This window comes from Mycobacterium sp. 050272 (assembly GCF_039023525.1).
GTDB lineage: Bacteria > Actinomycetota > Actinomycetes > Mycobacteriales > Mycobacteriaceae > Mycobacterium.
The window spans coordinates 65,671-78,558 of record NZ_JBCHKV010000021.1 but is presented as its reverse complement, the minus strand read 5'-3'; the positions used below and the strand labels follow the sequence as shown (position 1 = coordinate 78,558).

The window sequence follows — 12,888 nt, the reverse complement described above, 5'->3', positions numbered from 1 at the left end:
CGCCGTGTCAGCGCCGCTTGTCTCATCACTGCTGCTTCCGCTGGGGTCGGGCAACGAACAGCGGGCTGGTCCAAACTTGGTGCCCATCGGATTGATTGCCGCGCAGATAGATTGCGCTGTGTTCCCGCGGCAGTTTCACCGTCAGTGCTCCAGTGACAGTGCTCGGCAGCGCTGACGGCTCGGCTATACGCTCGACCAGGATTCGCAGGTTAAGACCGCCGGCGCGGGACTCCCGCTGGTTGTGCGCGATCAGCTCGGCACCGGTGACGGTCATCGTGGTGCGACGCTCGTCCTCGATCACCGTGGTGTCGATGTCGAATTGTGCCCGCGCTATGTCGTCGAGGCGCACAATCACCCCGATGTCGGCACCATAGGTGGCGGTTTGCCATCTGATCGTTTGCCCGATGGCGTCAAAGGTCTGTTCGGGATGTGTAGCAGCCCACGGCATCGCCGCATCGACCTTGGTGCCACTGACTCTGAGTTGGCCCGCCCAGGTCGCCCAGCGGTACCGGTCTCGGTGCCGCGCACCTCCCCAGCGAATTCGTACCAGCGAGTCTGAAAACCCCGCTTCGGAGTTCATGTCCCGCCTCCACAGCGGTCCTTGGGTGTCATAGATCAGCAGCTCGTCCCAGCCACTGCTGCCATAGACCGCGTAGTTGACGACGAGTTTGTCAGCGGCGGTGAGGATTTCATCGCCCATCCAATCGTCGCCGCTGTGTAAGAGTGCGACCGATCGGCTGCCCGTGGTTGCCCAGGTGCGCCGAGACCGTAGTGCCTGGCCGACGTGTTCGGCGCTGAGTTTGTCGGCGAGCAAACCGGTCAAACCACCGCGTCCGCCGAAGATGTTGGCGCCCGGTGCGCCGCCGCCCGGCCGTCCACGATGTTCGTCGCTGGCGGCGCTGGCGCCGACCTTGAGTCCGCGAGCCAGGGCGTCCTCGAGGAACCACGGGCTGCTGCCCCAGCTCGAATGCACCTCGATCAGACGCTCCAGTTCGGGATGGTGCCAATCCAGCACGGCGCGCCGGCCCCCGACATGCGGGATCAGTAAGTATGCGTCGGGATCCTTTTCGTAGGCGGCGTATAGCTCCGTGATGGGCCAGGTTTGCGGTGTGGGCGCGGTGGCGGTCATGCCCTGGCGCCACTCCAAAGACCTCGCGACAGTCGTGTCGTCGCCGAGGAACACCACGTTGTGATCGCCACCGGCGCCCGCGGTGCCACACCATTCCACGCCGGGGAAGCACACGAACTGGCCGTCCTGTGCGGCCGTGCGGCAGGCGTCGACCACATCGGACCAGGTGCCGTCGGTGATCTGGAAGTCATTGGCGGTGTAGCCGAGGACATCGAGGCCACCGATGTCGCGGCCGTAGCGCAGGTTCCAATCCGTGCTCTGGGTTCCGACGGTGTCGTTGGAATGCACGTGCAAGTCGCAGAAATATGCCCGTGGCGCAGGCAGATTCGTGATGACGTCGATCTCGGCGGTGGCTGGGCCGAAGGTGGTCGTTCCGGTTCGCGCGCCTACCTGAATTGCGCCCGGTCGTGCCGCTACGTTCAATACCGCGTGCGCCCAACCCGCCGCGGGCATCTTTGCGGTGCAGAGCTTTTCACCTTCCAGCTGCGCTTGCACATCCGCGGGCACATCGCGGCAGGCATTGCCCCAGCGGTCTTCCAGGTGGGCGTGCAGTCGCACCGAGCTCACGTTGGGACCCACGACGCGGGGACCGTGCACCACCAACCGAGCGGGTGGTCCGGGAACGATCGCTATCTTCGCGACAGCCGCGTGGGCCATCCGCGATGTGCCGAGCGGATCGACGAACAGATGCACCTCGAAGTCGTCCTCGACAAAGGTCTGGACACGGGTGCCGGGCCCGCCGAAACGCCGGTCACCGAGCCGGATCTCGATGACATCACCGGGGCGCAGGTATCCGTCGACGACATGCACCAAAAGCGACTTTTGGAATGGCCGCTCACCGCCCTTGACATCGTAGCGGGCGGTCAGGCGCTGAACCGTGGCGGCACCATCTTCCGATGCTCCGCCGATTACCGACCGACTGATCAGGATTGCGGTCGCGAAGTCACGCCCGGCAGGCTCGGTGGTCTGCAGGTCCCAGTCGGAGTAGTAGCGGAAGCACAACTTGAGCCACCCGCTGTCGGCGATGCCGGACTGTCCGACGGTATAGGTGAACGTGATTTCCTCGACCGCGCCCGCGGTAACCGTCGGCGTATTACAGACCAGGCTGCCGAGGAACGGAAGCGATTCGAACTCGGCGTTGATGCGGTCCCGCACCTCGACCGACGAACAGTCGTTGGTCCGCAGCTCGCCCTGGCCCCGCGCAACCACGACGGGGGCCGAAGCCGCCCGTTCGTCGCGCGAAACGCCGGCAGACATGCGTCAATTCTCAGTGCCCGCCACTTAGGCGTCCAGCGCATAGATATGATCTGATCAATCAGCAGAGGTGATTAATCTGAATCTGCAACAGCTCCGCTACGTGCTGGCCGTGGCCGAAACGCGCAGCTTCACCCGCGCGGCCGAAACCCTCTTCGTGGTGCAATCCGCGCTGAGTCAACAGGTACGCAAGCTCGAGGCCGAGTTGGGTGTCCAGCTATTCACCCGCACCACGCGCTCGGTATCGCTGACGACTGTGGGCGAAGCCTTGATCCCGTTGATGCGCCAGGTCATCGCCGGGGTCGACCGGATCACCGTGGACGCGCAAGCGCTACGGGGCTCGGTGACCGGACGGCTCACCGTGGGGATGATGGAGATTCCGTCGGACAGTTTGGATGTGGCCGCGCTGATGGCCACCTTCCACGCGGACTATCCCGACGTCACGGTGACGTTGCGCAGTGGGGGCAGCGACGTGCTCGTGCAGGCGACCCGCGACCGCAAGCTCGACGTGGCCATCGTGGGCTCCAACGTCGCACGGTCGGGTGACCCGATTTCGTTCGACCACTTGTTCTCCGAGTCGCTCGTCGCCGTGCTGCCCATTCAGCATCGGCTGGCCGCGAATCCGTCTGTCTCGCTGAACGAATTGGCCGAACTTCCGTTCATCGACTTCCCCCTGGGGTATGGCCTCCGGCACGAAACCGACCGTGGTTTCGCGGGAATTCAGCGTCGTGTCGCGTTTGAAGTCACCCGGGTCGACGAGGTCATCCATTTCGTCTGCCAGGGTCTCGGTGTGGCGTTGCTACCCGAATCGGTCGCGCGCAACCGCGCCGAAGCGAATCCCACCCTCGTACTGCTCCCCGTGCGAGGGGCGGTGTTACGACGGGAGGTTCATCTCGTCGCGCCACACGCCGAGCTGTGCTCCGCGGCGACACGAGCCTTTATCCAATGCGTACATGCACACATCGCCCACAGAGCCGAGACTCAATCGACTTGAGCCAGCGCGGCGCAGTGAGATCAGACTCCGCTCAGGCCGGTCTGCGAAAGCGCACGATGTCGTGCCATCGATTGCCGCTCGCTTGCCCGAATTCGAAGTTCTCGGGCTCGACCAGATCACGCAATTCCCGCACGCTCATCCGGTCCGGATCGCTAAACCCTTCGACGAACACGAGTTGCCCTCCCGGCTTCAGCACCCGGCCCAGGGAACGGATGCAGGCCGGTTTGTCGGGCACCTCGCCGATCACCGCGGCCAGGAACGCGACGTCGAAAGTGTCTGCCGGGTACGGAAATCCGTCGCTCGCTTCCCCGGTCGTAAAGCCGACGTCATGGAATCCCGCCCGCTCGAGCTGCCGCCGCGCCTTGTCCAGCATCTCGGGTTGGAGGTCGAACAGGTCGAGCCGGCCGTAGGTGAGACGCCGTGCGATCTGCACGCTGTAGAAGCCCGGGCCAGGCCCTACTTCCAGCACGTGCTCGGTACCGGTGAGGCCGACGCGGTCGACCTTGCGTGCCGGGTTGGACAGCGCTCGGCGGACCGGATTGTTGAGCAAGAATGCCGCCTGATGCGGATAGGGAGCGGCGCCTTGGTGGCGGAGCTTGTGGAGCAGAGGATCCATCCAGGTCGTCGACATCGCGTCTCCTAACTCGTCGGTCAAGTTAGGGTACCCTAAGTACGCGCGTGGGCGCTAGCCCGCCTGCAGAACCTCACGGGTCGATGTCAGGCGTCCGACTTCGGTCACGCCGTGGATCCGCACCGTTCCACCCGTCGCGTGGTGTTGCTGCTGCCAGTCGTTAATCGCTTGGTGCGCAGCGTGATCCAAGTAGCTCACCAGAAGATGCACGGTGACAGTGGTGCGCTCTGGGATCGATGCCAGCACGCGAGTCAGCCTGGGTAACGCGAGAAACGTGCACGCCCCCTCGACAACGACCCGCCATTCGTCGCCCGCGGACGTCGCCTCGACCTTCGCCCGGATTACCCGCCAAGCGGTCAAGACGATGGCCAGGGCGAGTCCGATCATCACGCCGTGCAGCAGGTTGAGAAACACGACCGCGACAATGGTCACCAGATAAACGGTCAAATCGCCTGACTTCATGGCGGTTTCAATATGCGCCGGCGCCAGCAGCTGTATGCCGATGACGATGAGCAGCCCGGCGAGAGCCGCGGTCGGAATCTGCTCGACCAATTCCGCAAACGGGATCGCGAACAAAAGGATCCACAAGCCGTGCATGATCGTCGAGGCGCGGGTCTTCGCCCCCGCGTTGACGTTGGCAGCGCTTCGCACGATGACACCGGCGATGGGAAGTCCGCCGATCGCGCCGGACACGATGTTGGAGAAGCCCTGTCCGATCAGCTCGCGGTTGAAGTCGGTGCGTGGTCCGTGGTGCATCCTGTCGATCGATACCGCCGTCAGCAGGCTCTGCACGCTGGTGATGAGTGTCACGGTAATGATGCCGATGACGACGGCACCCCAATTTCCCTGCGGAATAGCCGGCAGTTGAAGCGCTTTGGCGACCGAGCCGTCCAGCTCGATCCGGGAGACTCGGAACGGGAAGATCAGCGAGACAACGGTCACCACCACGATGGCGACCAGCGGTCCGGGAACGGCGGACACTTTGGCGGGGGCCCAGCGCCAGGCGATCAGGATGCCGATCACCAGCAGCCCCAACAGGACTCCGGGCCGATGCGCGTTCACAACTTGTTGCGGCAGCTCAACGACGTTGCGCCAGGCCGTGCTTTTCGACTCACCGCCGAGCAATACATGGGCCTGCTGAAGTGCGATCGTGATGCCGATGCCGGCAAGCATCGCGTGCACGACGACGGGCGAGATGGCCAGGGCGGCCCGCGCAACCCGACTGAATCCCAACAGGACTTGCATAACGCCGGCCACCGTGGTGATGAAGCATGTTATACCCCAGCCAAATTCGCCGATCAGGTCGGCCACCACGACGGTCAGCCCGGCGGCGGGGCCACTGACCTGCAGCGGCGACCCCCCGATGGCACCACCGACAATCCCACCGACGATCGCGGCGATCAAACCGGCCAGTACCGGTGCGTCGGATGCGATCGCGATGCCCAGGGACAGCGGCAGGGCGACCAAGAAGACCACGAGAGAGGAGGACAAGTCATGCCGAAGCACCGAACGCAACCCGTCCCTCAGTGACGCGGAGCGTTCGATGGTTCGCCCTTCGGGATGTTCGATGAGTTGCATCGGTACCTCGCTCGTTGGGTTTGCGTGGTCGACGCTACGGTATCGCTCCACCCGCGATAGCTGACATCGACGTAACAGGCTGATACGCAGGCGATTACGTTCTTTCACCAACTCCGTTGTTTTGGCTGGGTCCGCCTGGCCTGCATTTGAAGGTATGTGCACCGTCAGCGCGGGTCAACCGGACAAGCCAGTCGCATACGGAATGCAAATTTTTGCTCGTGCTGTTACGAATTCGCGATGCGTCATGACAACAAAGCTAAAACGTTTGGCCTGCTGCGTGTTTCGTGTGGTTGACTCAGCAAGGGCCGCGGCCGTCGCCTGACAGCTTGAGCAGAAGTCGCGTTCCGCCGAGCGGGCTGGCGTGCAGAGATGCGTTCCCGCCGTGCAATTCTGCTTGTTGGGCAACCAGCGCCAACCCCAGTCCGGAACCCGAGCGCGATGCCGTCGAACCGCGAGAGAAGCGTTCGAATACCGCGGTGCGTTCGGATTCGGGGACGCCGGTGCCGTCGTCGTCGATCGCGATTTCGACGCCTTCGGCCGAACTGCTCACGGTGAGTTGAATCTTGGTGGCACCGCCGTGCTTGACGGCGTTGGCAATCGCGTTGTCGATCACCAGCCGCAGACCCGTCGGCAGCCCCACCATCAAGACCGTCGGCGACGGCACCAGTGAGACCTCCACGTCGGGGTAGATGCGCAGCGCATCGTGCGCGGCACGATCCAACAGCTCGGTGATGTCGAACGGCACGAAGTCGTCGACGGTGGTCAGCTGCCCCTGCGCGAGTCGCTCCAGCGCCGTCAGCGTTGCCTCGATGCGGCTCTGGGTGCGGATGACGTCGCCGATGATCTCCTCGCGCTGCTCGGGGGCCAGCTCGAGCGTGGACAGGACCTCCAGGTTCGTGCGCATCGCGGTCAGTGGGGTGCGCAGCTCGTGTGAAGCGACCGCGGCGAAGTCACGGGCCGACTCGAGTGCCGCCTTGGTGCGTTGCTGCTCGTTGCCGATGCGGTCCAGCATCTGCTCGACCGCGTCGGCGATCTCGACGGCTTCCCGTACACCGCGGACCGCAACCTCGTCGGGACTGGACTGCGCATTGATGGCGCGGGCTTGCCGGGCCAGCAGGACGAAGGGGTTGACCATGATCAACGAGATCACCCAGCCGACCAGGAAGGTGCCGGTGATCACGCCAGCGCAGATCAACAACACCCGTAGGTGCAGTTCGTTGATCCGATGCTGCGCCTCGGCCAGCGGTGCGGCGAGCGCGATCGAGACCGGCCCCGCGTTGAAGGTACGGACGCGGTATTGCACCCCGTTGATCGTGGTGTTCGCGTAGCCGTTGGCCAGTTTGGGCAAGACGATGTCGCTGGGCACCGACACGGTCAACGCACCGATGCGGGCGGTGCGCACCAGATTGCCGTCCGGCGAGGGCCGGTCAGGAGTGCTCTGGTGCGGGCTGTTGAGCAAGGTGTTGATGTCGCCGAGGCTGCTCACGGAGTCCAACCGGCGGTCGAGCTGGCTGTACTGATCGTTGGTGACGCCGACCCAGACCCATACGCCCAGCGTGACGACGAGAGCGATCACGCCCAATTGCGCAACGATGACGATGGTGCGCAACGACAAGACACGCATCGGCAGTCGAATTTTTCTCAACGCGCGAATGGTGGGCTCCCTTACTGAGCTAATACTGCTTCGCGACCATCATGGCCCATTACTGCGTCACCGGTCTGCTCAACCGCGTGAGACCGAAAGACGTGTTCCAATGTGCATCCGAAATAGCGTGCATTGCAACGACTCTCGATTCAGGCAAGGTTCAATTCGCGGGGTAGCCCCGCACTGCAAGCGGCCTCGGCGAGCAGCTCTCCGAGCAACGGCCCGAACTTCATCAGGTTGTTGCCGACGAAGCCGACCACACGGCCGCGGCGCACCGCCTTCCACCCATCTCCGCCGGCGTCGAGCCACGGAGCATGCACCGTGAAGCAGTCCACCTGGCCCACGGGCGACAGCGACGGGAAGAGCGCACGCACCCCGTTCGGATCCGGTATCGGCTGACCGAACGCCCATCGGCCGGTGCTGCCCAGTGGCAGCCCGTAGCCCTCGGGTGCCGCCAGACAGGCGGCACCGGTGGCGTCGGCACCCTCGTAGGTGTAGCGGGTGTGCGGGGTGAGCTCGACATCGAGCGGGCCCAGCAGATCCGGTGTCTGGGCTCCCACACACACCAGAACTTGGTCGCCCCGCGTCACGGTGCCATCCGCAAGGCGGACCGAGCCGTCGTCGCCGAGCGAGACGACCCGGCCGCGCCTAATCTGGACCCGGGCCGCCAAGGCGCTCAGCGCACGGTGAGTGCGCAGGCTGCCACCGAGCGGATCGAAAATCGCGGCCTCCCAGGGCGGCGTGACGAACGGTATCCGGGCCTGGATCTGGTGGCGGTCGAGCCAAGAGAACTCGGCACCGGCCTCCGTCATCGCTGTTGCGGTCTCCTCGGGCGGGGCCGCCGCGACGAAACCCTCGGAACCGAGCACCCGTCCCACCTCGAGGTCGTGCTCCCAACGCTGCCAGCCGGCGCGGGCCTGGATGGCGAGCCGGCATAGCGCGGGGCGCTGATGGGCGATGCGGAAGATGCGCGCCAGACCCACGGACAAGCCGGAGAACGGTTCGCCGCGTTCGAACACGACCGTCGGCTCTCCGCGCCTGGACAACTCGTAGGCGGCGGCAAGACCGCATATTCCCGCGCCAACGACAATGATCACGTAAATGCCTCCCCTACAATCGGATTCATCGCACCACCTCGCGATGGCCGGCATCGACTCGACGAGTCCAGCCCCGCGCGTCGAGATGTTCCAACAAGGGGATCGCCACCCGCCGGGTGGTGTTGAGGGCCTGGCGCGCTTGGCTGGTGGTGAACGGCTGCGCCAGCCGGGCCAACTCCCGCATCGCCAGAGCCGGCGCACTGGGCAGCAATACGACGCCGTCGCGCAGCCGCAGCACCCGCCCGGCCCGCTCGGCGGCCGCCAGTTCGCGGGCGGACAGCTGCAGCGCCGACAGATCGTCGGCCTCCGGCGCATCGAAGGGCTCGGCACGCAGTCGCGCTTCCAATTCGCCCACGGCGGCCTCGGCCCGCCCTAGCTCGTCGCGAGCGCCGGGCTCCCGAATATGGCCGCCCCGCTGCTCCAGTCCCGAGTCGCGGGTGACCCCGTCGAGCAACGACTCGTCCGGCAGGGCCAGCAGGTCGCGCGCGGCACCGCGAGATAGCCCCTCTGCCAACGGGTCTCGCGTATGCAGTTCCGCGACCGCGGCGCGCAGCCGCTGCTGCCAGGCCTGGTACGTCGCGGCGTGCACCCACCAGCCGTCGAGCACTCGCACGCTCTCGGGTATCCCCGATGATACGAAGCCCAGACGGCGCAGATGGCTCTCCCGCACCGCGCCGCGGCGGGCCACCTCGGCGCCGACGTCCCCGGACGCGTCCATCGCGTTCAGCGCCGCGGCTCGACGGGTTCCGTCGCCGCGCCGCCGCAGCACCGGGGGATCGGCGTCGAGCACCAGGGCGCCCAGGACCCGCTGGCCGCCCGGGTCGCGCAGCACCAATCGGTCGCCGAGCACCAGCGGCAGTGGCCGGTCGAGCGTGAGCCGGCCGTGGTCGTCATCGAACGGCCGCAGCCGCGCGGGCACGGCCGCGGTGCCGACGTGCACGACGAGCTGGGCGGCGGCCTCGGTCAACGGGCCACCGGTGGTGCGGCGAATGTCGAGCGTTGCGGTGCTGGCCCATGCGCCAGGGGTGACCAGCGCGCTGCCCCGTTGGATCACGTCGCGCGAGACGCCACGCAGGTTCAGCGCGACCCGGGCCACCGGCCCCAGCCGCGGGTAGGGCTCGCCGCGGCTCTGCAAGCCGCGGATGACGACCGACTGCGGCTGGTTCGCGTCGAGCACGTTCAGCCGGTCGCCGCGCGCCAGGGTGCCGGCCGCGAGCGTGCCGGTCACGACAGTGCCCGCGCCGGTGATCGTGAAGGACCGATCGACCCACAACCGCACCCGGGCGGTGGTCTCGGGTGCGGGCAACTGCCCCAAGACGCGATCGAGAGTGGCACGCAATTCAATCAGCCCGGTCCCGTCGACCGCGGACACGACAACACCGGGGGCATCCCGCAGCCCGGTGCCGGCCAGTTCGTCGCGCGCCTGGGCCAGCACCTCGGACGCACGGTCCGGCGCCCGGTCGGCACGCGTCACCACGATCAGGCCGTGCCGGATGCCCAGCGCGGCGAGCGCGTCGCGGTGGTCGCTGGACTGCGCTTGCCAACCCTCGTCCGCGGCGACGACGAAGCAGACCACCGGCGCGGGACCGAGGCCGGCCAGCGTGTTGGCCAGGAACCGCTGGTGCCCGGGCACGTCGACAAAGGCCACCTCGCGGCCCGACGGCAGGGTGGTCCAGGCGAAGCCGAGGTCGATGGTCAGACCACGGCGTCGCTCCTCCTCCCAGCGGTCGGGCTCCATGCCGGTCAGGGCACGGATGAGCGTGCTCTTGCCGTGATCGACGTGGCCGGCGGTGGCCAGGACGTGGCTGCTCAGCGGTCCGCCTCGGGCGTTTCGGTTAACGCGGCGCGCACCGCCGTCAGCAGACGATCGTCGTCGGACTCGGGGATGCAGCGCAGATCCAACAGGCAGGCGCCGTCGTGCACCCTCGGCAGCACCGCGGGCTCACCGGCGCGCAGGGCAGCCGCCGCCGATTCGGGGAGGCGGACCGCCCAGCCCGGCAGCGCGACGCCCGGGGCGCCGCCGCCACCGACTCGGCCGTCGTGCGCGACGACGGATGCGCCGACCGCCTCGGCCAGACGCTGCGCGCGCGCCCGCAGCCGGTCGGGATCGGCGTGTAGGGCCTGGGTCACCGGCGAGGTGCCGGCCCGGACCGTCGCCTCCAGCGCGGCGAGCGTGAGCTTGTCGGCTCGCACGGCGCGCGCCAGCGGATGCCGCGCCATCCGGGTGACGACCTCGGTGCGGCCGAGCACGATGCCCGCCTGCGGGCCGCCCAGCAGTTTGTCGCCACTGGCGGTGATCACGTCGGCGCCCTCGGCCAGCGCGGTGGCGGCGTCGGGCTCATCGGGCAGCAGCGGATCGGCCGCCAGCAGCCCGCTGCCGAGGTCGACGACCAAGGGGACGTGTTTCTCGTCGGCCAGCGCCCGCAGCTGGGACACCGCGACAGCGGAGGTGAACCCCTGCACCCGGAAATTGCTCTGGTGCACCTTGAGCACACATCCGGTCTGCGGCCCGATCGCGTCCGCGTAGTCCTTCAAGTGGGTGCGGTTGGTGGTCCCGACCTCACACAGCCGGGCGCCGGTGGACGCGATCAGGTCGGGCAGCCGGAATCCGGCGCCGATCTCGACCAGCTCGCCGCGGCTCACCACGACCTCGCCGCCGGCTGCCAGCGCGGTGGTCGCCAGCACCAGCGCGGCGGCGCCGTTGTTGACGACCAGCGCGTCCTCGGCGGCGGGGCAGACATCCAGCAGCGCCTGACGAAGGGCGACCGCGCGCTTCGAGCGGGTGCCCGTCGCGAGGTCGAGCTCCACGTCGACGTAGCCGCTCGCGGACACCAATGCCTCGATCGCGCTCGCGGCCAATGGCGCCCGGCCCAGGTTGGTGTGCACGACGACGCCGGTGGCGTTGAGCACCGGGCGCAGCTTGGTGTTGCGGTGCGCGGTCAGCGACGCCAGCACCGCGTCCTGCACCTGGTCGGGCGCCAGGTCGCCGCGGCGGGCCCGGTCCTGAATGCCGCGCACCACGTCCCTGACCGCCTGCTCGCCCAGCCGGTTTCGCGCCTCCTGCACCGGCGGAAGCGAAAGCAACTGATCCGTGCGCGGAATCAGGCGGCGCGGGTCGACCTGTGTCACGTGCCTCCTCGCGTCCAGGGCTGGCGGAGGCGGACGGGAATCGAACCCGCCAGACCGAGATACTCGATCTCACCGGTTTTGAAGACCGGGGGGACCACCAGGAACCCAAACGCCTCCATGCACAAACTAGCGTGGTCAGCGCCGATGCCGACGAGCCCGCCCGGGTTGCCCCGTCCGCCCCAGCGGCCGCCGGGGGTCGAAGTGCCTGCCACCGCGTGCGGGTCGAGGTGTCCGCCGCCGAGCGACAAAACCGCCGGATCGCGTTGAGTGTGCGGCGATGGCGTTGAGCGTGCGGCTGCGGGGGCCTCACCCGGCGTGTCGCCGCCATGGGCGCACATTCGACGCCAGGAATGCACCCGCGAGCGTCGAGGGTGGCGATGTTGACAGTTGTCGCTACGAGGCGGGCAGACGGTGAGCCCGCTCCCGCCTCGTAGGCTCGTGGCATGACCCAGACGCGGACCCGGCTGACCGGTTATGCGCACGGCGGTGGCTGTGCCTGCAAGATCCCGCCCGGCGAGCTGGAAGAGGCGGTCCGTGGCCTGGCCGGGCAGATCTACGGGAATGTTCTGGTCGGCCTCGACGATGGTGACGACGCGGCCGCGGTGTTGGTCGGCGACATCGCGGTGCTGTCCACCGCGGACTTCTTCACGCCGGTCGTCGACGATGCCTACGACTGGGGTCGGATCGCCGCAGCCAACGCGCTCTCCGACGTCTACGCGATGGGCGGACGCCCGGTGGTCGCGATCAACCTGGTCGGCTGGCCGCGCGATGTGTTGCCACTGGAGCTGATGACCGAGGTGCTGCGCGGCGGGCTGGCGGTGGCCTCGGAGGCCGGGTGCCCGGTGATCGGCGGTCACTCCATCGACGATCCGGAACCCAAATACGGCATGGCGGTGACCGGTGTGGCCGACCCGAATCGGTTGCTGCGCAACGACGCCGCCGAACCCGGGCTGCCGCTGACCCTCACCAAACCGCTCGGGGTCGGGCTGCTCAACAATCGGCACAAGCAGACCGGCGAGGTGTTCGCGGAAGCGATCGCGACGATGGCCCGGCTCAACCGCGACGCCGCCGAGGCCGCGGTGGCAAACGGTGTGCACGCGGCCACGGATGTGACCGGCTTCGGGCTGCTCGGCCATCTCTACAAGATGTGCCGGGCCTCAAAGGTGGGAGCGGTCATCGACCGCTGCGCGGTGCCGGTACTCGATGCCGGCCGGGCGGCGCTGCGCGACGGGTTCGTCTCCGGCGGGTCTCGGCGCAACCTTGATTGGGTGCGCCCGCATCTGCGTCCCGGCCCCGGCGTGACCGAGGATGATCTGTTGCTGCTCGCCGACGCGCAGACTTCGGGTGGCCTGCTCGTGGTGGGCGAACTGCCCGGTCACCCGGTGATCGGTCACACCGTCGCCGGCGAAGGCATCGAGGTTCGTTAGTCCG

Annotated in this window: 9 protein-coding genes and 1 tRNA gene; 2 read left to right on the top strand and 8 right to left on the bottom strand. The window is 67.4% G+C overall.

Features of this window, described 5'->3' with window-relative positions; genetic code table 11:
- Positions 1-25 precede the first annotated feature (25 nt).
- Positions 26-2,386: a hypothetical protein gene (locus AAHS21_RS27940; RefSeq protein ID WP_342930755.1), complete on the bottom strand. Its 2,361-nt coding sequence runs from the start codon at positions 2,384-2,386 to the stop codon at positions 26-28.
- A 67-nt stretch (positions 2,387-2,453) separates the two neighbouring features.
- Here AAHS21_RS27940 and AAHS21_RS27935 point away from each other — a divergent pair, with 67 nt between their 5' ends.
- Positions 2,454-3,377: a LysR family transcriptional regulator gene (locus AAHS21_RS27935; RefSeq protein WP_342930754.1), complete on the top strand. Its 924-nt coding sequence runs from the start codon at positions 2,454-2,456 to the stop codon at positions 3,375-3,377.
- A gap of 31 nt (positions 3,378-3,408) precedes the next feature.
- Here the strand turns inward: AAHS21_RS27935 and AAHS21_RS27930 are convergent, their stop codons facing one another.
- From AAHS21_RS27930 to AAHS21_RS27900, 7 genes are all read right to left on the bottom strand, one after another.
- The gene (locus AAHS21_RS27930) at positions 3,409-3,993 is read right to left on the bottom strand and encodes a class I SAM-dependent methyltransferase (RefSeq protein ID WP_342930779.1); all 585 of its coding nucleotides are present in this window, start codon (positions 3,991-3,993) and stop codon (positions 3,409-3,411) included.
- Positions 3,994-4,062: 69 nt separating this feature from the next.
- Positions 4,063-5,586, bottom strand: coding sequence for a SulP family inorganic anion transporter (locus AAHS21_RS27925; RefSeq protein ID WP_342930753.1), 1,524 nt, complete (start codon positions 5,584-5,586; stop codon positions 4,063-4,065).
- Between the two features lie 295 nt (positions 5,587-5,881).
- On the bottom strand, positions 5,882-7,210 hold the full coding sequence (locus AAHS21_RS27920; RefSeq protein ID WP_342930778.1) for a HAMP domain-containing sensor histidine kinase: 1,329 nt from the start codon (positions 7,208-7,210) through the stop codon (positions 5,882-5,884).
- A gap of 170 nt (positions 7,211-7,380) precedes the next feature.
- On the bottom strand, positions 7,381-8,328 hold the full coding sequence (locus AAHS21_RS27915) for an FAD-binding oxidoreductase (RefSeq protein ID WP_342930752.1): 948 nt from the start codon (positions 8,326-8,328) through the stop codon (positions 7,381-7,383).
- Between the two features lie 25 nt (positions 8,329-8,353).
- Positions 8,354-10,141, bottom strand: coding sequence for a selenocysteine-specific translation elongation factor (selB, locus tag AAHS21_RS27910; RefSeq protein WP_342930777.1), 1,788 nt, complete (start codon positions 10,139-10,141; stop codon positions 8,354-8,356).
- On the bottom strand, positions 10,138-11,457 hold the full coding sequence (gene selA, locus AAHS21_RS27905; protein WP_342930751.1) for an L-seryl-tRNA(Sec) selenium transferase: 1,320 nt from the start codon (positions 11,455-11,457) through the stop codon (positions 10,138-10,140). The genes selB and selA overlap by 4 nt, the downstream gene beginning before the upstream one ends.
- Positions 11,458-11,478: 21 nt before the next feature.
- Positions 11,479-11,574 (bottom strand) — tRNA-Sec (locus tag AAHS21_RS27900).
- 326 nt (positions 11,575-11,900) lie between these two features.
- On the opposite strand from AAHS21_RS27900, the gene selD reads away from it, so the two are divergent.
- Positions 11,901-12,884, top strand: a complete 984-nt coding sequence (selD, locus tag AAHS21_RS27895) for a selenide, water dikinase SelD (protein WP_342930750.1) — start codon at positions 11,901-11,903, stop codon at positions 12,882-12,884.
- Positions 12,885-12,888 lie beyond the last annotated feature (4 nt).

What these genes read in the sequence shown, in the direction of transcription:
- AAHS21_RS27940 (WP_342930755.1), bottom strand. Translation starts at nt 2,386, where the DNA reads ATGTCTGCCGGCGTTTCGCGCGACGAACGGGCGGCTTCGGCCCCCGTC.
- AAHS21_RS27930 (WP_342930779.1), bottom strand. Translation starts at nt 3,993, where the DNA reads ATGGATCCTCTGCTCCACAAGCTCCGCCACCAAGGCGCCGCTCCCTAT.
- AAHS21_RS27925 (WP_342930753.1), bottom strand. Translation starts at nt 5,586, where the DNA reads ATGCAACTCATCGAACATCCCGAAGGGCGAACCATCGAACGCTCCGCG.
- AAHS21_RS27920 (WP_342930778.1), bottom strand. Translation starts at nt 7,210, where the DNA reads ATGCGTGTCTTGTCGTTGCGCACCATCGTCATCGTTGCGCAATTGGGC.
- selD (WP_342930750.1), top strand. Translation starts at nt 11,901, where the DNA reads ATGACCCAGACGCGGACCCGGCTGACCGGTTATGCGCACGGCGGTGGC.